The following is a 19,798-nucleotide window of genomic DNA, read 5'->3' as shown; positions in this document are numbered from 1 at the left end:
CCTAATATCTAATCCAATCGACCAGGAGAACCTGATCTGATGATGCCGGGGTGCCTTCCAGCCAGTTAGGAAACCAGGTGTTAACCATCAGCTGCATCGGTTGCTGATCCGGAAATCCCTCATCCCATTCCAGAATAAACTTGCTGTCCACATAAAAGGCGATCCGATCGACAGTATAGTCAAAGCGGTAATTGTGAAAGTCAGCGGTGGGATCAAAGCCCAGCTTTCCCACATATTCGTTTTGCACCGCTCCATCAGCATAGGTGGTCAATAAGAGCTTTCCTTCTCTGGAATTGTATATTTCAATGTCAATTTCATAAAAATAATCCGGTGGTGCATAGAGAAAAAAACCAGTGATGGATGAAGGCGCTTCCGGCAGTTTCATGAGGGTTTCATAGCTGCCATAGGTCACCGCTTGCTGTTTAACGAGTTCCCCACCCTGCAGGGTATTGGCAGGTATGCTGATGTTAAGATATCCATCCTTGACCTCAACATTTTCAGAACTCAGCAACGTTCGTCCGAGGTTTTTGTCGGAGACAGACCAAATGCTCTCATCGAGAACATCAAATTCCTCCTGATGCATAGCATTGTTTTTTTCAGGGTTGTTGTTCGGAGATGACTGGTTTACCCGAAAGATATATATCATCATACCAATAAGCGAGCATCCCAAAACAATCATGAGGATGATCAACGACCTCTTCATACCAATGTTTCCTTTCTCTGCAAATATCAATTTTCCGGCTTATCTAGTCACTATTAAATGGCTTTCATATAAATATTATTTCTATTCTATCAGTGTTCTTTCCATTTCTCTATGCTTATTTTTGAATAATTAAATAATTCGTTATAAGTATGCTTAACCGCTTAAATTTTATGGTCTGATAGTCCCCAGAAGAGATAGTAATTATTATTGGGAGAAATAATTTCAAAAAACTGAAGACATTCTAAAATTGTAGGTGTCTTCGGTTTGCTGGATTTGCCTTCATTTTCACATGAATAAGGTTTAATCTTTCATAAGCAACTCCAAATCCTTCTTCCAGTCCTAAAAAATCAGAAGCCCACGCCTCGGTTCCTTTAGACTTTGGCTAATGTTTGATTTAATTCTTTACACGATCAAAAGTGATTATTCAGCCGATATTTGCCAGCCAATGCCGAACTTATCAGTTAAAGAACCATAAGCCTTACTCCAGAAGGTTTCCTGCAGCTGCATCTCAACTGAGCCTTCTTCGCTTAATCTGTTAAAAAGTCGTTTGATTTCTTCCAAATCATCATCAGTAATGACAAGGGTAATATTATTACCTCCGGTAAAAGGCATGCCCGGCGGTACATCAGAAAGCATAATCGTGTTACCATTAATATTCAGTTGGGCATTCGCCACAAGAGCCTTAACGCTATCCGGCATTAAATAACTTGGATCTGCTGGCATTTCGCCGAAGGTCATGATCTGAGGTTCCTCTGTTCTAAATACTTCCTTGTAAAACATCACCGCTTCCAGGCAATTACCGGGAAAATTAATGTAAGGACCAATCTTCATTTGTTCTCTCCTTTATTTATAATCGGCTCTGAATTTCTGATTCTAAACTTTTTATACCCAACAGCAATGGCTTTAAAGACGCTCTTAAATATTTATAAGAAAAAAGGCATCTGTGCAATAATGCCCAGATGCCAACAGACCTAATTAGCAGATCGCGAATTATTTAACTTCATATTTTCTTTGAAAGAATTTTACGATTTCAACAATTGGAATCACGACCACAGCAAGACCCATGGCGGCAAAGTACTCAGCCAGACTGATTGGTTCAAATTCAAATGCTGCGGCAATCGGTGGGATAAAAATAACCGCTGTTGTCAGAACCAAAGAAACCGCCATCGCCAAGAACAAAAATTTGTTCTGGTGCTGCATTTTAAAGATGGACTGACGTCTGCTGCGCATATTCAGTGAATGGAACATTTCGGCCATCGATAAGGTTAAAAATGCCATGGTCATGCCATCAGCACTTTCGGCAATTTCCCATACTCCAGCTTCCATATAGTGACCCACGAAGTAGGCGACAATAGTGACCAGCGCCACCATAAGGCCCTGCCAGATCACATCGACCCCCAGCCCACGGGAGAAAATACCCTCATTTGCTTCACGAGGCGGATTTTTCATCGTATCGGCTTCCTCACCTTCCATTCCTAAGGCAATGGCCGGGAAAGAGTCGGTGATCAGGTTGATCCACAGTAAATGGACCGGTTTCAGGATCGTGAACCCTAAAAGGGTGGCCACGAAGATGGCGATAACTTCCGACAAATTAGAAGATAGCAGGAACTGGATGGCCTTGCGAATATTGTCGTAAATACGACGGCCTTCCTCCACAGCATTGACAATTGTGGCAAAATTATCATCTGCCAGTACCATATCAGCAACATTTTTTGTGACATCTGTACCAGTGATCCCCATTCCGACTCCAATGTCGGCGGTTTTAATGGACGGCGCATCGTTGACGCCGTCGCCGGTCATCGCTACGATCATGCCGTGATTCTGCCAGGCTTTAACAATTCGAACCTTATGTTCCGGCTGAACCCGGGCATACACCGAATAGTTGCCAATATCCAGTTTCAATTGCTCTTCGCTGATGTCATCGAGTTGGGCTCCCGTGATCGCTTCTTTGGGATCGCAAATGATCCCCAATTGTTTGGCAATGGCAATGGCGGTATCCCGGTGGTCTCCGGTGATCATTACCGGTCGGATACCGGCTGACTTACACTGGGTAATGGCACCCTTGACCTCCGGCCGGATCGGATCAATCATGCCGGTTAAGCCAACGAAACACAGCTCATGCTCCAGAAAATCCGGTGACTGATCTTCCGGCATGCTATCCCAGTTGCGGAAGGCGCTGGCCAGCACCCGAAGCGCCTGATCTGCCAAACTTTTATTAGCCTGTCTGATTTCTTCACAGATATCATCTGTGATCGGTAGCTGGGCATTGCCGTCCCAGTAGGTGCTACAGCGGGCGATCAGCACATCCGGGGCCCCTTTAACATACTGGGTAAAGCTTCCGTCTGCCATTTTGTGAATGGTACTCATCAGCTTTCGGCCGGAATCAAAGGGTGCTTCCCCAACCCGCGGGGTTTGCGCTTCCATGTCATACTTTTTCAAACCCAGCGAAAAACCGTAATTAACCAGGGCGGCCTCGGTGGGCTCCCCTTCGGCCTTGTTTTCTTCATTTAAACGGGCATCATTACAGAGAGTCATGGTTCGGCCTAACAAATGTTCATCAAAACCGAAGTGATCCACAACGGTCATCTTGTTTTGAGTCAGGGTTCCGGTTTTATCAGAACAGATCACCTGGGTACAACCCAGGGTTTCAACGGCGGTTAGTTTACGAATCACTGCTTTTTCTTTGGCCATGTTGGTCACACCGATGGAAAGAACAATGGTAACCACCGCCGCCAGACCTTCAGGAATGGCGGCGACCGCCAGCGATACCGCCACCATAAAGGTATTTAAGACCCCGATACCGGTAATGCCTTCACCCAGATGTAAACGCACCAGGCTCAGGGCAAAAATGAAAATACAGATGCCCAGAACCAGCCAGCTCAATACCTTGCTTAACTGATTAAGCTTGATCTGCAGCGGAGTCGCATGTTCTTTGGCCTGGGTAATGGCTTCGGCAATCTTACCCATTTCGGTTTGCATGCCAGTCGCTACAACCGTTGCCGAACCGCGGCCGTAAACCACGGCACTGCCCATGTAGACCATGTTCTTGCGATCGCCCAGCGAAATATCTTTTTGATCTCCCAGATTTAAAGCACAGATCACCTTGCCGACCGGGACACTTTCTCCGGTCAGGGCCGCTTCTTCAATTTTCAGGCTGGCACTCTCCAGCAGCCTGGCGTCCGCCGGAACTGAATCTCCAGCTTCAAGTAGGATCACATCGCCCACGACCAGGTCTTCGGTTTTGACTTCCAGGATCTTACCGTCCCGCTTGACCCGGGAGGTGGCCGCCGAAATGGCCTGGAGGGCTTCGATGGCTTTTTCGGCCTTGCTTTCCTGATAGACGCCCAACACTGAATTGATAATGACCACTGCCATAATGATGATCACATCCGCAAAGGATTCGCCTGAATAAGCCGCGGTGATACCTGAAATAATCGCGGCGGCGATCAGAATCACAATCATCGGATCTTTTAATTGATTGAGCAGCCGCACCGCTATTGAATCTTTTTTGGCTTCGTTGAGCTTGTTTTTCCCGTTTTGTTCAAGCCTCTTGCTGGCCTCAGTCTGGGAAAGCCCCTCTCTCCCGGAGTTTAACTCCTTTAGTACTTCTTCCGAAGTCTGCAAATACGTCTTCATCCAATCCTCCTTCAAGAATAATTTTCGGCATAAAAAAACCAGATGCCTCTGCACCTGGAAAAAATAACCCAAGTACAGAAAAACTGTACATGAGTCTCACTCATTAAGATAAGCCAGGTATTTCTACCATGCATGTTGACTTATCACGCGAATCGCGCAAATTACTCCCTCATAACTTTTTTATTTTACCCCGGAGCATTATCTTTGTCAAGATAATGCTCCGGATTTTTTTGTTAAATGTTTTCAAGAAATGGTTGCGCGGTGGGGCCAGGTGCCGGGGAGCCTTGCGGCAGCACCTGAATCTCAATCGCTTCCAATCGGTAACCAAATCCGGCGGTGCCGGCTTCATCACCATTCATTGCCCAGTCCATCCAGCCGATGTTTTCAGCATGGACCCGGTAATACACATCGAACTGGCCAGCATCAGCACCAGTTAACTGGATTTTAATGGCTTCCAGCCGGAGCGATTTTCCGGATGTTCCGCTCATCACACCGTTGTTCTCAAAACCCTGCCAGCCCTGATTTTGTACATGGGTACAGTATTCCATGCCCAGATCATAACCACGGGTATCCATTTTTATCTCAATTCCTTCCAGACGCAGGGCTTGACCGGAGGTACCGCTGACCCCGCCGTTGGTTTGCCAATTCTGCCAGCCCACATCCTGGACATGGGTGCGATAGAGACAATTGGCAAAAGTGTCCCGACTTTCGGTAAAAGCTTTGATACAGACATTGCTGAACATCTTTTTCGAAGTATCGTACCATCCGCCCGTTCCCGTATTGCTGGTAAAACTTTCTCCCGGATTGGCACTCACGGCACTGCTATAGTTTTCAAAACGACTTTCGACCGGTACTGAATCATTGGTTCCCGGGGTCCTGAATTTGATAACGACTGCAAACTTCTGTCCGGCCACCAGTGCCACCGGATTGTCCAGATCGATGGTATAATAACCGCCCCGCGGGAAGGTTGCCGTCTGGGTGGTCCTCAAGGTACCGCTACTTGGCTTGCCATCATTGACATCGGTATACACCTTAATCTCAACTGTCGTGCCAGGAGTTAATGCATAGGTACTCACCGCAGTCAGATTATCACTGGCAGCCGCCGTAAAGATATTGGCTCCCCATGCTGTTTGATCATCATCCGTGTAGCCCATGGCCGAGATATTACCCAAGGGGTCATACTGATAAATCTGGCTGTAATTATCGGTGGCTTGGGCATTGTGAAAGGCTGTCACATTGCTCCCGGCATAGCTATCATAATAGGACAAATAGAAATAACCGCCGTCACCCCAGTCAGCTCCCCAACTGTTACGGATAATCCAGGCACCATCACCTTCTGGTGTTTTATTAAAATTATTGCGGCTGTAATTATCATCCCAGCCAACAATCACCACATCATGATCGGGTTTTTCATCGCCATCATAATAAAAAGCGGCATTATCACTATTATAATAATCGTTACTCTCAAATAAACCCGAATACATCGAAGTATAAAGCGCCCCACCATCCATCAGGGCCTGCTTAATCGCCGACGGCAAGTTGGGAATCGATTCTACTTCCTGAACATGATAGACCGGCGCTAATCCGGTCTTTTTCGGGGTGTCATAGGGATCACTGCTTTCACTGACCGGGCCACTCCACCGCGCCAGGTAGGCAGTGGCCATGGTATAGTTTCCCCCCTCATCCGGGGTGATATCAAAACCGCTGTTCCACATCAGGTTGTTTTCTGATAAATCTACCGTTGTATCTTTTTTGAGATAGGATTCCAAAGATGCCAGACTGGCAAAGGCCCAGCAGCTGCCATAATCCCCCTGGCTACGGATGTCCGTAATACGTCTGCTATCCCGGAGATCGTAGGCGGTCGGAAACGTTGCCGCCGCGGTTATTGCGGTCTCAGACGGACCCTCATAACGCTGCAGTGGTGGGGGGATATAACCCCGGGAATGGCCGTCAATGGCTGAGGTATTAAGGGTTCCCGAATTGAGTTCATCCAGGTATTGAACAAAAGCCGGATTTAAAGGTGCTGCTGTTGGCTCTGTGGCATCTTCTAAAGCCCAGGCACTGGCCGGAACTAAAACAGTCAGTATTAAACTGACCAGCAGCAATGACAGTGATTTCTTTAAATTTTTTTTCATTCTCGCTCCTTTTTTCTCTTTATTGGCCTTATCTTTAATCTGTTTACTCCGCTGATTCTCCCGTTACCGGATCCTTTCCGGATTCGATCTGATCAAGCAAATCGTTAAATTTTTCGGTGAGGGTGTCAACATTGGTTTTCAATTCGTCATCTCCCGGGGTACAGTTCCCGGGGAAGCCATAGATCCGACCACTCCCCACTTCTTTCAACAAAAAAAGAATTTCCGATATTTCCCGGGCAAATTTATTTCTGACATCTGTTACTTTATCCATTATTTCCTCCGATAATTAGCCTAAGTGTTATTCAGGTACTACTGAACAATGATTTTAGCCGCTCTGATCAAAAAAATAACCGCCGGATTTAACGGCGGTCATCATTTTCTGATCGAGAACTAGTGTTTTAATAATCAATACGATCATGATAAACCTCCCATAATTCTATTCTAGGAAATTATACCCCATAATCCATTTTTTTAACACCCTACATTACTTCCCGGATCACATCATATTTGGCATCGTCGCTTTCCACAAATCCTTCTACCGGTGATTTGATATTGGGAGCCTTCACGTATTCCACAAAAGCCTGTCTTAACAGCGCCGTGAATTCTTTTGGTAGATTCGGATTAGCGGCAATGGCATCCTTCGGGATGTCCGGGGTTTTAGCAATGATTCTGAATTCATCCAAATTTATGCCGCTTTTTTCCGCCCCTTCCATGGCCTCGTTATAGGTAGCTCCGGCATCATATTCCCGGGACAACACCGCTTTGATAACACTGTCGTGACTGCCCAGATAGGATGTCTTACTGAAGACAGTCTTGGGATTCATGCCTTCGGATTTGATAATATGCTGAGCATAGAGATAGCCCGAAGCACTGCCCTCATCCACATAGGCAAAACTGCGGCCTCTTAATCCACTTAGGCTGCTGATGCCGCTGTCTTTGCGGGTGATGATGTAGCCGTTGTACGATACCTTGCCGTTGACTCGGGGTGATACCAGGGGCTCGATACCAATTTTTTCATGGGCGTTGACATAGGCAAAAGGCGAGAACCAGGCCACGTCAATGATACCTTCCTTCATGCCTTCGCTGAGAGCATCATAATCCTTAACAATCATGGTCCGAACCTTATAACCGATTTTTTTGAAGACCCCATTTAAGATCGGAACATACATGGTTTTGATATTTTCTGGTGAGGTAAAGGGATTAACCCCAAAGATAATTTCATTTTTATTTTTATTTTTGGCGGTGAGCTTCTGAACATTGCTGGCCATTTCCGATAGCTTGGTACAATAATCCAGTAGTTCAATATTTTTAGCCTTTTGCGTCACAATTGTGCTGATGGTATTAGTGGTTACCCGATGGGTCGTGTCCACCGCGTCGGATACCATACCGATGGAGGACTGGATGCCATGAGAGGTATCCACCTGAAGGCTGGAAATCTCTTTGATTTGATTCATGGAGTTGTTTAACTCAATCAACACTTTTTGAATTTCTTCGATAACATCGCCGGATTTCTGGGCGGCATTTTCAATGTCTCTGGTCCGGGTGGTACACCGTTCAATGGCGGTATTGGATCGATCCACTTCCACTATCACCTGATTAACAATCTGTTCGATTTCGGTCGCAAAGGTAGCGGTGCTGTCAGACAGCCGTTTGATTTCTTCCGCTACCACCGAAAACCCCTTACCGGCAGCACCGGCCCGGGCCGCCTCAATGCTGGCATTCAGGGCCAGCAGATTGGTTTGCCGGGAAATATCCTTGATATAGTCCACAAACTTACTGATCTGTTTGGACGAGCCATCGAGTTCATCATTAATCCCCGAGGCTTGCTTAACACCATCAATGAGATCCAGTAACAGATCGGATATACTTTCGATGGTGGATCTATTTTCGTTGAGCATGTCAACCGACTGGCTGGAATTTTCTTCGATTCGGACAATATTCCCCTGAAGCTTGTTGGATACTTCAGTAAAACGATTGATTTCCGAGTTAATTTCATAGGTACTGGCGGCATTTTCTTCGCTTAGTTTGGAAATTTCTTCGGCCTGGGCCACGATGGTGTTAAAGACTTTTACGTTTTCTTCAGAAAACCAGCTTAACTTTTTGATGTCAAAGTCCATGGTTTCCAGCAGTGAAAAAAGCTCGCTGTTGACATTGTCCTTTTCTTCATCTTCCACAGGTTGGTCCTTTTCTGCCATGGCCGTGAGCAGGTTTAAAATACTATTCATGGTGGCTTTGTTTTCATTTAATATTTCCACGGACTGGGCCGAGCTTTCTTCCAGAGTCATTATATTTTGTTTCAGCTCGTCCGATGTTTGCGCAATGGTCTTGACCTCTTCGTGAATATTTTCCAAATTGATTTCATTTTTTATCTCATCCATGATCTGTATCTCCGTTCTCAAATTTGTGATGTCATTTTACGCCCAGTTTCCGTTTTTAAAAATGCTGATTTCATGTCCTTCTTTGGTAATCCCGGTAATCTCCAAATCTTTGGTACCGATCATAAAATCCACATGGGTATCCGACTGATTGCCACCGGCGGCAAGCAGTTCTTCTTTGGTCATCTTGCCCCCATCCTGAATATTAGTGGGATAGCATTCCCCCAGCGCAAAATGACAGGCGGCATTTTCATCAAACAGGGTATCATAGAAAAGAATTCCCATATTCGAAATCGGTGAATCATAGGGAACCAGTGCCACTTCTCCCAACCGCCTTGATCCCTCGTCGGTTTCAATCAGGATCTTGAGGTATTCTGCCCCTTTTTCTGCCTGGAAGTCAGTCACCTTGCCATCAACAAAGGTCAGACTGAAATTCTCAATCAGGTTTCCTTGATAAGAAAGTGGTAGTGATGAAACCAGGGTCCCTTCGGCCCGATAACAATCCGGGGCGGTAAAAATCTCTTCGGTGGGCATGTTGGCAAAAAAGTAGACTTGATCCGGGGTAAACTCGCCGCCTCCTTCCCAGATATGATCTTTCTGTAAACCCACGGTAAAATCGGTGCCGATACTGTTTTTATATCGAAGCGCGTCAAAATGAGCATCATTAAGGATCCGGCATTTTTCGGCCAGTATGGCTTTATGGTCATTCCAGGCTTTGACGGCGTCACCTTCGCCAATGCGCACGGCATCAAAAATGGCATCCCAGAGCTTGGCAATCGCTTCCTGTTCATAAAGCTCTGGAAAGACCTTCATTGCCCATTTGGCCTCAGGGACAGCCGCCACACACCACTGGAATTCACTGTTCATCATCTTTTTATAATAGGGCTCAAATGCTTTGGCTGAGGCCTTGCTGCTGGTTTTCAGTTTTTCGCTGTCCACCCCTTTATAAGCCTCCGGATCGTTGCCAACAATGGAAATCACCGCCGCTTTCTGTTCGCCATAATAGTTCCGGGATTCGGCCAGCCAATTAGGGATGTTCCGCAAAACCTCGAGACCCACGTTATCAAAACGAAGTCGACTGGTTTTGACATCGTTCCAGAAGACGATTACATCTCTGGCTCCGGCTTTGTATGCCTCGCTGACAATCATCCGTCCAAATTCAAAATTTTCTACCGAACAATTTACCACCGTTAACTGGTCCTTCTGTACATTTGCCCCAGTTCGGACTACAAGTCGGGCATATTCCCTTAGTTTTTCCATATGGTCCATTTGTGTTTCCTCTTTTTCTTTTGTATCGTTGCAAAATATGAAGCCAGTTTTTTCAGATAAACATACGCTGCACAGAATCTGCTTTTTTTGTAAAATTATTACTTTTTATTTTTTTGCGTACTTATGTTAAAAATTATATCACTTTCATCAAATAAAGAAACAAGAAAAATTTGTAAAAAGCACTAAATCAAAATTTCAACTGGGAACAATTTGTCAGTGATTGGCCTCGTAAAATGCTTTGAGTTCAATTTTAACCGTTTCATCCAGATGATGCCAACGGATTCCCCGGATCGCGCCTTCCAGGCCACAGAGGCGATTATAGCAGGCTGAAGGATCGACCGCCCGGATCTTAAGCCAGGCTTCTCTGCTGCCAATGGCGGCCAGATCATCTGGGGTTTGGATGCCTACCGCCAATAATTGTTTTTTCATTTCTTTACCAATATTGGGCAGACTGGTGAGATCAGGGTTATCAGTTTCACAGTTCAGTTTATTTTTATTCATATCGTATGGTCTCCATTCTTATTACTTAAAATCACTACTGAATATATGGGCTTCTTCTTCGCCCCTTAACAGTCTTAATCCGCCCAGCGCCAGGGCTTCCATTTCGTTCTCCCCGGGCAGACATTTAACCGGGGCCAGAAAGGCGATGTATGCTGTAATCATGTTGGTCAGTTTTTCCGAATAGGCCATGCCACCGGTAAGGATAATCCCGTCGATTTCGCCTTTTAACACCGCCGCCATTTCACCGATGCCTTTGGCGATCTGATAAGCCTGGGCCTCATAAATCTGCTTTGCCTTCTTATCTCCGGATATTATCCACTTTTCGATTTCCCGGATATCCGCGGTGCCCAGATGGGCTTTTAAGCCGCCCTGGCCGCGGATTTTTTTAAGCAGCTCATTTTTCTGATATTGCTTACTATAAATCAGATCGACCAGGGCCAATAAGGGGACGCCGCCGGAGCGTTCCGGCGAAAAAGGGCCGGTATCATCGGCAATCACATCGATGATCCGTCCCTTTTTATGGGCACTGATGGAAATTCCGCCTCCGAGATGGGCAATCACCAGATCCATCTCGGTATAGGTTTTTCCCATTTCATTAGCATATTTTCTGCCCATGGCCTTGCTGTTTAAAACATGGCAAAGGCTCTTTCTGTGAATCTCGGGAAAGCCGGTAATTCGGGCGACATCCTCCATTTCATCTGATGAAACCGCATCATAGATAAAGGCGGGGATTCCCAGCGGCCCGGCAATGGCATCCGCCAGCAGGGCCCCCAGATTGGCGGCATGGGGTGAAAGACAGCCTGCCAGAATCAGGTCTTTGATGGCCTGATTGACGGCATAACCGCCCGCATCGATGGGCGGCAGCAAGCCGCCTCGACCCACCACAGCCGCTAGTTTATTAAGCTCGAACTGGCGGGCAGTCAGAATTTTCAGGACTGTCTTTTTCCTGAATTCAAACTGATCATTAACAGTTTGAAAGGCCTCAAGGCAGGCACTATCATGCTCAACCGACTGGCTGAACAGCTCCCTTTCATTTTCAAAAACGGCAATTTTTGTGGAGGTTGAGCCGGGATTGATGGTTAAAATAAAATACGTCTTCAACGACCGTCTTCCTCTCATTTCCATTGATTTCGACAGATTTCTTCGATACCATTGTAAACCCAATTCTGACTTTATGCAAATTTTATATGCAACTGCCCCTCTTCATATCTGGCCTTTTGAACCGTTTTATTGCGGAGTATATCCGGCAGGGTGAAGCAGCGTTTTTCATTCTTGATCTGGATCATCAATTCACTGCCTTTTTGACCCATATCCATGTCGGCCTTATCGGCAAAGGGGATATTTAAAATAAAGTCGTAACCGTCTTCTTCCTTTTTCACCTCAAAGATTTTATCCTTAAATAAAACAGCCGCGGGATCGGTTGCGCCGAAAATCTGCTTTGCGGCTTCCAGCAAAATTGATTCGGTGGCTAGTTCCTTATTAAGCAGCATCAGGGTGAATACCGGCACCTCGGAAAAACTCTCGCGAATTTCCTTCAGCCCTTCTTCCTGCAAATTGATCCATTTGCAGAAATAGCCATCCAGGGCTTTGGGTGGATAGACCTTATTGACAATCACCGCATCGATGTTGTAGTTGTACAAGTGCAGATAGGTGAAATTTCGCTTGGCCTCTTTGATGACAATCCGCTCCGGGGTGGTGACAATCCGGATGCTGAGAATTTCTTTGTTGGTCATGATCGCCTGCAGCTGATAGAGTTTTTCATTTAATTGTTCCACATCATCAAAGACATTGTCCTCAGGCATGGGGATTTTCATGACTTTCTCGACCATCGGGCCAGCCACCTTAACCGCCTTCTTTTTCACCGGCAATACCGTTTTGATCATGTTACCAAACATTTCCGGAAATTTTAACAGCGACAGGGTCTCCCCGGTGGGAGCGCAGTCGACAATCAACACATCGTACTGGTTTTGCTCATAAATATCGGTGATTTTAAATAGCGAAAACAATTCTTCCAGTCCCGGAAAGACCAACAGTTCTTCGGCTTCAATGCCCCCTTCGGCTCTGGCCGTCAGCAATTCCTTCATATAGTTTTTCATATTACCCCATGCGCGTTCGCCTTCCAGGATGGCATCAATTTCCAGACCCCAGAGCTTGTCGCTAATCTTAACGGGGGTGTTTGCCAGCTTTACGCCAAAGGAATCTGATAGACTATGAGCCTGGTCGGTACTCATAATTAAAACCTTTTTTCCGTCTTTGGCCAGTTTTACAGCCGTTGCGGCGGCCACACTGGTTTTACCGACGCCGCCTTTACCAGTATATAAAATGATTCGCATTGTCTTCTCCCTTTTTATTTGATCTTTTTTTATGCAATTAATCAATGGTGACTTTTTGGACTTTTATCTCGCTGTCCAGCCCATCCGTTTTTTCTTTTTCAGCGGCGTTTACCGCACTGCTTACATCAACAGCCCATTCCTTAGCGATATCAAAGATCATCCCTTTAACTTCTTTTTCAATCACCTGGGCATGTTGGGCGATACTCGGCGATAACAGCGCTAAAAAAGCATCACGTTCATATTGCTTAGCCAGGATCATGTTTTTAATAAATTCACGGTTCATTATTTAGGCCTCCCTTATTTTCCTTAATCATTTTTGCGAAATTTCTACTGAAACGCAATGACCAGGGTATTTTGATCAAATTTCGCCGATGTCACGACCATCCCTCTGAGGGTATTGGGCATCGGAATATTACGCTTGTAATTGCCGATTTTAACAATCACATCCGATCCAGACAGATTAACCGCCACCTCATCCTTGGTAATATTCGGTAAAAAAAGTTTCAGATCATAACCGCTTTCGGTCTGCTCGTATTTCTCCCCTTCAATATCCGCCTTGATCTCAAATAAATCAATTCTTTCAGCGAAGACATCATCACAGATCCGATTGATGGCATCCAAACCCAGCAAATCGGTGTCGTACCAGGGAATATAATATTTGGGAATCTGGTTAAAACAGGCCTCAATTTCGCCGATGTATTTTTTTTGGATGGTGATCCACTCCTCAAAAAAAGGGTTGCCAATTTCGCGAGGCAGGATGCGGTTGATAAAGATGCCGTCGACATTGTAGTTATAAAGTTTCATGTACATATAGTTCCGTTTGGTTTCTTCCACCACCATTTTCTCAGGAATGGTCACCAACCGCACTGAAGACACTTCCTTGTTTTTCAACAGTTCCTGAAGTTCAATCAGTTTAACATAGAGAGTTTCGATATCACTCATAGCATGGCGGTCAGGCAATTGAATCTTAAATAATGATTTTGAAACCGGCGACAAAATTCGCACCGCCACCTTCCCAATCGGAAAAAACTTATCCATATACCAGCACATCAGCTCCGGAAATTTAAGCAGCGACAGGGTTTCCCCGGTCGGGGCACAGTCCACAATAATCCGTTCATAGTCGCTGTTGTTATACAATTCCTGGATTTTAAGCAATGCAAAGAGTTCATCCATCCCCGGCATCATCGTAAATTCATCCATTTCAGCGCCTTCCGGATTAATTGAGCCAATCATATTGCTAAAAGCCCGCATCAAATTTTTAAAATCTTTTTCCATCACATAGTTGGGATCAATTTCCAGGGCATAAAGATTGTCGGCTACCACAACCTCTTCTTTTCCAATTGAAACATTAAACAGATCCCCCAAATTGTGGGCCATGTCAGTACTGACAATTAAGGTTTTTTTACCTTCCTGCGACGATTTAAGAGCATGGGCAGCCGCCACGCTGGTTTTGCCCACCCCACCTTTGCCGGTAAAGATCAAAATTCGTTTCATTTAATTTCCTCCTCAAATCTTATAATTCTTTTGTCGAATAGTTCGCAACTCGAAGTATATCTTCTAAAATATGCTGCCTGGGGGCAGCGGTTTTATTCAATCATGATCTTTCTGATTTTGGGTTCGCTTTGTTTGGCTTCGGTTTTACTGGCATCGCGGCTGAGGGTGTCCATAACCTTATCTACCAATTTGAAGATTAGTTTAACTTCCTCGGTCGTAAAACTGTCCATCATCAGTTGGCCATAGCGGATCATCTCGCTAAGGATGTCCCGAATCGCTGCGCTGCCGCCGTCGGTGAGTTTGATGGTGACCACCCGTTTATCTTCTGAGCTTCTTTCCCGGACTAACAAGTCCCGCTTTTCCATCCGGGCGACTATGCCGGTGGCAGTGTTCAGAGGAACGCTCAGATAATCGGCAATCTGGGTCATGTTCACATCACTTCGACGATATAAGAGCAATAGCACGAACACTTCATTCTTCGAACAATTGAAAAGTTCATTGCCCCAGATCTCCGGGGACAACAAATATTTTATTTTATCGATATATTCAAAAATCATTGTTTCAAGATTGCCATTAAAGCTATTATCCATTGTTTTTCCTTATCCGCTATTCGCTAATTACTTCGCCATTCGAATTAATTTAATTCTATACCCGAAGTATTAATTTGTCAACTGTTTTATCATTTTTTATTCTGATCCACGGGCTGATCCGGTGGCATTTCTCCCCCACCCAATCTGCAGGCTTTTACTTTTTAAAGAGCCCTTAAAGATTGCGGGTTATAATGCCAATTAAGTGATTTCACAACTGATCGCAACATTCTTGAAGTCTCACAATTATCTAATCATATTAATAACCGAAAGGAGAGCCCGTGAAATTAGGAAAATTTTTACTGATCACAACCTTCACGTTAGCAACACTTGTTGCGGGATGTTATTCTTATGCCCGCTATGTTGAACCCAATCTCTTAATGATGAATCGGGAAAAACTTCAAAGTAACAGACTTGAGGCTCCACTTAAAATTGTCTTTTTTGGCGATACCCACTTGGGCGAATTTAACAATAGTAACCAACTCGATCGAATTGTTACTAAAATAAATGCTGAAAATGCTGATCTGGTTGTCTTTACCGGAGACCTGATTGGTTCCAGCGGCGATTTCACCGTCAATCCTGAAGCGATCGCCCAAAGCCTGGCCCAGATCCAGGCTACCTATGGCAAGGTTGCGGTGACGGGGAATCATGAGTATGCCTTATTAGACGAATACAATTATGAGGATCTGATGAATACTGCCGGGTTTGAGGTTTTGGTCGACAACTGGCTGGACCTTTCGGAAATCAACGTTCGGTTGCTGGGCCAGGACGACGCCTATTTGGGCAACCCGGATATGGATCTGACCACTGAGGCTCTTGATGGCGCCTACAATATTCTGCTGACCCATGAGCCGGATATTGTTGATGACATGAACATTGATGCAATCCAGCTGGTATTAGCCGGCCATACTCATGGCGGCCAGATTTCACTCCCTTACTTAACCCAAAGGATTCTGCCAGCGAATGGAAGAAAATATGTGAAAGGTCTGTTTAGCATGGGTAGCGAGGGTCAAACAAACCTGTTCGTCACCAAAGGTACTGGAATGACAAAACTACCTTTTCGCTTTATGAACGTGCCCGAAATCGTCGCTATTGAGGTCAGCCCTTAGCTTTTCTTTTTAGACAAAACAATCAGATTCCACCTAAACTTAATAATTTCAGTAGCTGTTCATTGTCCAGCTCGGTGATCCAGCCCTCACCGGAAGCCTGGATAATATCTCCGGCAAGCTGATTTTTTTCTTCAATCATGGTGTCTATTTTTTCTTCAATGGTGCCGACGGTAATAAACTTATGCACCATCACGTCCCGGGTTTGCCCGATGCGAAAGGCCCGGTCGGTGGCCTGGTTTTCCACCGCCGGGTTCCACCAGCGGTCAAAATGAATGACATTGTTGGCACCGGTCAAGTTCAGACCAACCCCACCGGCTTTGAGTGACAGCACCATAAAGGGAATGTAGTCTTCGCCATTAAAGGCTTCCACCAGTTCGGTTCGTTTGGACACCGGGGTACCGCCGTGGAGCACCAGACCGGGGCGATGAAAGATTTCTTCCAGAAATTGAGCCAATGGCTCGGTCAATTCTTTAAACTGGGTGAACACCAGCACCCGTTCCCGTTTCTCGTAAATCGTTTCACAAATACTTGCCAGCATTTCAAACTTGCCGCTGTGATCCTGCTTGTAAAGATCCTGACCCAAATACTGGTCGGGATGATTACAGATCTGCTTGAGTTTGATGATGCTGGATAAAACCAGGCCTTTACGGGCAATCCCGTCGTTCTCCGCCAGTTTTTTCGTCAGCTCCTTGACCAGGTTCTGGTAGAGTACCATCTGTTTTTTTGAAAGCACTGGATATTCTTTGATTTCGATCTTATCCGGCAGATCCGAAATAATGGCTGCATCGGTTTTTAAGCGGCGCAGGATAAAGGGATTTACCAGACTTCGCAGTTTGGTATAGCCGGTGGGATCCTTTTTTAAGCCCTTTGTAAACCCGGTGAATTCTTTGGCACTTCCCAGCAGCCCGCCATCCAGAAAATCGAAAAGCGACCATAAATCCGACAGGTGATTTTCAATCGGGGTTCCCGTCATGGCAATTCGGGTTTTGGCTTTGAGCGCCTTGATGGTTTTGGTTCGTTTGGTGCCCGGATTTTTAATGGCTTGAGCCTCGTCCAGGATAATCAGATCCCAGCGGATTTCCATCAATGCTTGAACCCGAACGGCCATACCATAGGTGGTAATGGTTAAAAAGATGGAATCCGCTAAAAATGTTTCCGGATCTTTGGCCGCCGCCATCCCATGCAACACACAGACCGGCATCTCCGGGGCAAATTTCTTAATTTCCTTTTCCCAGTTACCAATCAGGGATGCCGGTAAAATAAGCAGCACCCGATCCTCCCGATGACTGCGCAAGTGTTCCAGCAGAGCAATAATCTGAACGGTTTTACCCAGCCCCATATCATCGGCCAGACAGGCCCCCAGGCGCAGGTCGACCATGTATTTAAGCCAGTCATAACCGATTTGCTGGTAGGGTCGTAGTTCCCCGTTAAAACCAACTTCCGGTTGCTGGCCTTGCAAAGTCTGGGGATTGGCCATGGTTTCCTTCACCTGACGAAGCCAGTCTCCTGTCGATACATGGATCTCCATCCCCGTTGTCGGGATCCCCATCAGTTCTTCCGAGCCGAGTTCCAGTCGCATGGCCTGAGCCAGGGTCAGTTCTTGTTGATCTGCCAGCGCCTCGGCTTTTGACAAAGCCGCCAAAGCCGCTTGCAGCTGGTCGTGATTGATTTCCACCCATTTTCCTTTGATCAGAGCCAGTCCCTGGGTTTCTGCCAGAAGCGCCTGGACTTCTGCTTTGGAAATAGCGGAATCTCCGAACAAGAGGTTAGCTTTAAAGGACAAAATAGCATCCATCCCTACCTTTGCCGGTTCCTTTTCCCCCACAGTCAGGTTGAGCCTTAACTGATTGGTTTGCTTGCGCCACCAGTTGGGGATTCGACACATGATCCCGGCTTCTTCGTAAAGGGGGATCTCCGTTAAGAAGACAGTGGCATCCCGGGCGGTCAGTTTCAGTGGCAAAAACAGTTCTCCACTTTCCATCAGGTCTGAAATAAACCCACTGACACCGGCCACCCGACTGACGGTAGAGAGTAATTGAATGAGCATTTCGGGCTGATTTTGATATTCCCGCAAGGCGTTTTTCAGGGGCGTATGCACCGCTTTTTTACCATCCTCGGGTTTAGTGGAATAAGTGGCCAGAAAAGCAAAGGGATAGCGTTCGTCTTCGCTATTTTCGACCAGATGAAAAAAGATCCGCCCAGCCACATTAATTCCGGCATGGTGCTCGGTTAAAAACGCCGCCACAGTGCCCGGATAGGCTTTAATCGCTTCCCCGTAGACATGAGTGAGGCGCTCCCAGATACCGATGATCCAGCCTTCATTAACATGTGCCATCCCGTTTCCAAAGGGGATTATTTTGCGAATATCTTCGATTTCGTCCGAGGTCAGGCTTAACTCCACATTTTCCCGGGAAAACTCCAGGTCAGGCTGTTTGGCGATTTTCTGTAAAAATTCCACACTGATCCGATGAATAAAGGCCATCGTTGGCGAAAGAAAATCCAGATTGCTGAGAAATCCAAAATAAAAAAGAGTCTGATCCTTGTTCGCTCTGAATTGGGCTTGCCATGCCTGCTCAAACTGTCGTTTGTCTTCGGTAAACCCTTTTTTTACCACCGCTTCATAGTCTAAGATAAAGTCATTCTTGGTGAAGCTGGCAATTAGTTCAATGTAGTCAGTCATTGTCGTTATCCTTTTTATTTCGCCTTTGTTCCACGGCGTTTCTGAATTTTTAATGATTATTTCTTTTGGGCATGAAGATGTCTGCGGATCTGTTCGACGATCTGCTCGATGGTGTAGTATTCGACCTCAATAACGTTAATGGTTGTTTCATAACCGTCCTCTTTGATAGTCTGAGGTGTAAAAATCAATCTGACTTTATTGCCTTCTTCATCATTCCAGTCGGCAGTTGTCATTTCTTGTCTCAAACTTCTGAAGTACAATTCTATCTGCTTATCATTCCAGGGTAGATAAAACCCTTCGCGGTTCAATAAAACATTGATATCTCTGACTCGTTTTCCGACTCCTTTGATGTTTTTAATTCGTTTTATCATCGCTACTCCTGCTCTTCTGTTATTCTTTTATGATCGGCTGCATCGTTAACTTAAATCGACTTCATCACGGTGTTTTCCTTATTAACCGAATGTTACTGGAGCCGTTTAACAATCAACCGGTTCGACACCTTCTGACACTAACTGAGATATAAGGGTTTCCAGGTTTCTTGCTTCTGAAGTTCGGGTATTTAATTGAAAACTGATTTTTATCGGACAAGATTCTTCTGATCCGTTCTTTCACCACACTATTAGAATCAACAAGAACCACTACTGGTAAACTTTCCATATTCTTTGTACCCCTATTTCTCTTGTCACCCAACGTCAAATCGGGTTTTGTTTTATTATATCTTTTCCAGTTCTATCCGGCAACTTAATAAACTTTAAGATGTTTTTGTGAAAGAAGATCATTTGAGTGCGAGACGTTCAGGTGTTATCTTGACTCTCTGCCAGTCACTGCAACTAAAAAACACTCTTAACGAGTGTTTTTGCGAACATGTTGCGAGTTATTTATAATAAAGAGTAACCAACACGGTTTCCTGTTTCGTCCTGCTGTTAATTGTCAAATTATAAGTGTCAAAACAGTCCTGATTTAATCAAATTATTCC

16 protein-coding genes are annotated in these 19,798 nt (G+C 45.5%); 1 reads left to right on the top strand and 15 read right to left on the bottom strand.

From position 1 onward, the window contains the following. Nucleotide 1 precedes the first annotated feature (1 nt). The 13 genes from ABGU93_RS14370 to ABGU93_RS14310 all read right to left on the bottom strand — a co-directional run bounded on the left by ABGU93_RS14370 (nt 2) and on the right by ABGU93_RS14310 (nt 15,036). A complete protein-coding gene (locus ABGU93_RS14370) occupies nt 2-583 on the bottom strand; it encodes a glycoside hydrolase family 16 protein (protein ID WP_347414109.1) in 582 nt (193 codons plus the stop codon). Between the two features lie 540 nt (nt 584-1,123). Next, a complete protein-coding gene (locus ABGU93_RS14365; RefSeq protein WP_347414108.1) occupies nt 1,124-1,534 on the bottom strand; it encodes a VOC family protein in 411 nt (136 codons plus the stop codon). Nucleotides 1,535-1,693: 159 nt separating this feature from the next. Continuing rightward, a complete protein-coding gene (locus tag ABGU93_RS14360; RefSeq protein ID WP_347414107.1) occupies nt 1,694-4,339 on the bottom strand; it encodes a cation-translocating P-type ATPase in 2,646 nt (881 codons plus the stop codon). A gap of 233 nt (nt 4,340-4,572) precedes the next feature. Continuing rightward, nucleotides 4,573-6,474, bottom strand: a complete 1,902-nt coding sequence (locus ABGU93_RS14355; protein ID WP_347414106.1) for a lectin like domain-containing protein — start codon at nt 6,472-6,474, stop codon at nt 4,573-4,575. A 43-nt stretch (nt 6,475-6,517) separates the two neighbouring features. Beyond that, nucleotides 6,518-6,745, bottom strand: a complete 228-nt coding sequence (locus ABGU93_RS14350; RefSeq protein ID WP_347414105.1) for a hypothetical protein — start codon at nt 6,743-6,745, stop codon at nt 6,518-6,520. Nucleotides 6,746-6,953: 208 nt separating this feature from the next. Continuing rightward, nucleotides 6,954-8,852 carry a phosphate/phosphite/phosphonate ABC transporter substrate-binding protein gene (phnD, locus tag ABGU93_RS14345; RefSeq protein ID WP_347414104.1) on the bottom strand — a complete coding sequence of 633 codons (1,899 nt, stop codon included), beginning with the start codon at nt 8,850-8,852 and terminating at the stop codon, nt 6,954-6,956. Nucleotides 8,853-8,888: 36 nt separating this feature from the next. Further along, nucleotides 8,889-10,118 (bottom strand): aminopeptidase, encoded by a 1,230-nt coding sequence (locus ABGU93_RS14340; RefSeq protein ID WP_347414103.1) that lies wholly within the window; start codon nt 10,116-10,118, stop codon nt 8,889-8,891. A 213-nt stretch (nt 10,119-10,331) separates the two neighbouring features. After that, nucleotides 10,332-10,619: a TfoX/Sxy family protein gene (locus tag ABGU93_RS14335; protein ID WP_347414102.1), complete on the bottom strand. Its 288-nt coding sequence runs from the start codon at nt 10,617-10,619 to the stop codon at nt 10,332-10,334. A 21-nt stretch (nt 10,620-10,640) separates the two neighbouring features. Continuing rightward, nucleotides 10,641-11,720, bottom strand: coding sequence for a butyrate kinase (buk, locus tag ABGU93_RS14330; RefSeq protein ID WP_347414101.1), 1,080 nt, complete (start codon nt 11,718-11,720; stop codon nt 10,641-10,643). A gap of 71 nt (nt 11,721-11,791) precedes the next feature. Next, the gene (locus tag ABGU93_RS14325) at nt 11,792-12,952 is read right to left on the bottom strand and encodes an ArsA family ATPase (protein WP_347414100.1); all 1,161 of its coding nucleotides are present in this window, start codon (nt 12,950-12,952) and stop codon (nt 11,792-11,794) included. 37 nt (nt 12,953-12,989) lie between these two features. Then, nucleotides 12,990-13,235 carry a hypothetical protein gene (locus ABGU93_RS14320; RefSeq protein ID WP_347414099.1) on the bottom strand — a complete coding sequence of 82 codons (246 nt, stop codon included), beginning with the start codon at nt 13,233-13,235 and terminating at the stop codon, nt 12,990-12,992. A gap of 44 nt (nt 13,236-13,279) precedes the next feature. After that, on the bottom strand, nt 13,280-14,446 hold the full coding sequence (locus tag ABGU93_RS14315; protein WP_347414098.1) for an ArsA family ATPase: 1,167 nt from the start codon (nt 14,444-14,446) through the stop codon (nt 13,280-13,282). A 92-nt stretch (nt 14,447-14,538) separates the two neighbouring features. Continuing rightward, nucleotides 14,539-15,036: a MarR family transcriptional regulator gene (locus ABGU93_RS14310; RefSeq protein ID WP_347414097.1), complete on the bottom strand. Its 498-nt coding sequence runs from the start codon at nt 15,034-15,036 to the stop codon at nt 14,539-14,541. 278 nt (nt 15,037-15,314) lie between these two features. On the opposite strand from ABGU93_RS14310, the gene ABGU93_RS14305 reads away from it, so the two are divergent. Continuing rightward, a complete protein-coding gene (locus tag ABGU93_RS14305; RefSeq protein ID WP_347414096.1) occupies nt 15,315-16,142 on the top strand; it encodes a metallophosphoesterase in 828 nt (275 codons plus the stop codon). A 22-nt stretch (nt 16,143-16,164) separates the two neighbouring features. Here ABGU93_RS14305 and ABGU93_RS14300 read toward each other — a convergent pair whose 3' ends face one another. Both ABGU93_RS14300 and ABGU93_RS14295 read right to left on the bottom strand, forming a co-directional pair. Beyond that, on the bottom strand, nt 16,165-18,822 hold the full coding sequence (locus ABGU93_RS14300) for a DEAD/DEAH box helicase (RefSeq protein ID WP_347414095.1): 2,658 nt from the start codon (nt 18,820-18,822) through the stop codon (nt 16,165-16,167). Nucleotides 18,823-18,878: 56 nt separating this feature from the next. Next, on the bottom strand, nt 18,879-19,193 hold the full coding sequence (locus tag ABGU93_RS14295; RefSeq protein WP_347414094.1) for a hypothetical protein: 315 nt from the start codon (nt 19,191-19,193) through the stop codon (nt 18,879-18,881). Nucleotides 19,194-19,798: the final 605 nt, after the last annotated feature.

The organism is Acetobacterium sp. (genome assembly GCF_039830195.1).
Classification (GTDB): domain Bacteria; phylum Bacillota; class Clostridia; order Eubacteriales; family Eubacteriaceae; genus Acetobacterium.
This window is presented reverse-complemented; position numbering and strand designations above follow the sequence as displayed.

Bases quoted from the DNA above. Each gene is read 5' to 3' on its own strand.
- ABGU93_RS14295 (WP_347414094.1), bottom strand. From the start codon at position 19,193: ATGATAAAACGAATTAAAAACATCAAAGGAGTCGGAAAACGAGTCAGA.
- ABGU93_RS14340 (WP_347414103.1), bottom strand. From the start codon at position 10,118: ATGGACCATATGGAAAAACTAAGGGAATATGCCCGACTTGTAGTCCGA.
- ABGU93_RS14350 (WP_347414105.1), bottom strand. From the start codon at position 6,745: ATGGATAAAGTAACAGATGTCAGAAATAAATTTGCCCGGGAAATATCG.
- ABGU93_RS14320 (WP_347414099.1), bottom strand. From the start codon at position 13,235: ATGAACCGTGAATTTATTAAAAACATGATCCTGGCTAAGCAATATGAA.
- ABGU93_RS14360 (WP_347414107.1), bottom strand. From the start codon at position 4,339: ATGAAGACGTATTTGCAGACTTCGGAAGAAGTACTAAAGGAGTTAAAC.
- ABGU93_RS14355 (WP_347414106.1), bottom strand. From the start codon at position 6,474: ATGAAAAAAAATTTAAAGAAATCACTGTCATTGCTGCTGGTCAGTTTA.
- ABGU93_RS14315 (WP_347414098.1), bottom strand. From the start codon at position 14,446: ATGAAACGAATTTTGATCTTTACCGGCAAAGGTGGGGTGGGCAAAACC.
- ABGU93_RS14300 (WP_347414095.1), bottom strand. From the start codon at position 18,822: ATGACTGACTACATTGAACTAATTGCCAGCTTCACCAAGAATGACTTT.
- ABGU93_RS14325 (WP_347414100.1), bottom strand. From the start codon at position 12,952: ATGCGAATCATTTTATATACTGGTAAAGGCGGCGTCGGTAAAACCAGT.
- ABGU93_RS14370 (WP_347414109.1), bottom strand. From the start codon at position 583: ATGCATCAGGAGGAATTTGATGTTCTCGATGAGAGCATTTGGTCTGTC.
- ABGU93_RS14335 (WP_347414102.1), bottom strand. From the start codon at position 10,619: ATGAATAAAAATAAACTGAACTGTGAAACTGATAACCCTGATCTCACC.
- phnD (WP_347414104.1), bottom strand. From the start codon at position 8,852: ATGGATGAGATAAAAAATGAAATCAATTTGGAAAATATTCACGAAGAG.
- ABGU93_RS14365 (WP_347414108.1), bottom strand. From the start codon at position 1,534: ATGAAGATTGGTCCTTACATTAATTTTCCCGGTAATTGCCTGGAAGCG.
- ABGU93_RS14310 (WP_347414097.1), bottom strand. From the start codon at position 15,036: ATGGATAATAGCTTTAATGGCAATCTTGAAACAATGATTTTTGAATAT.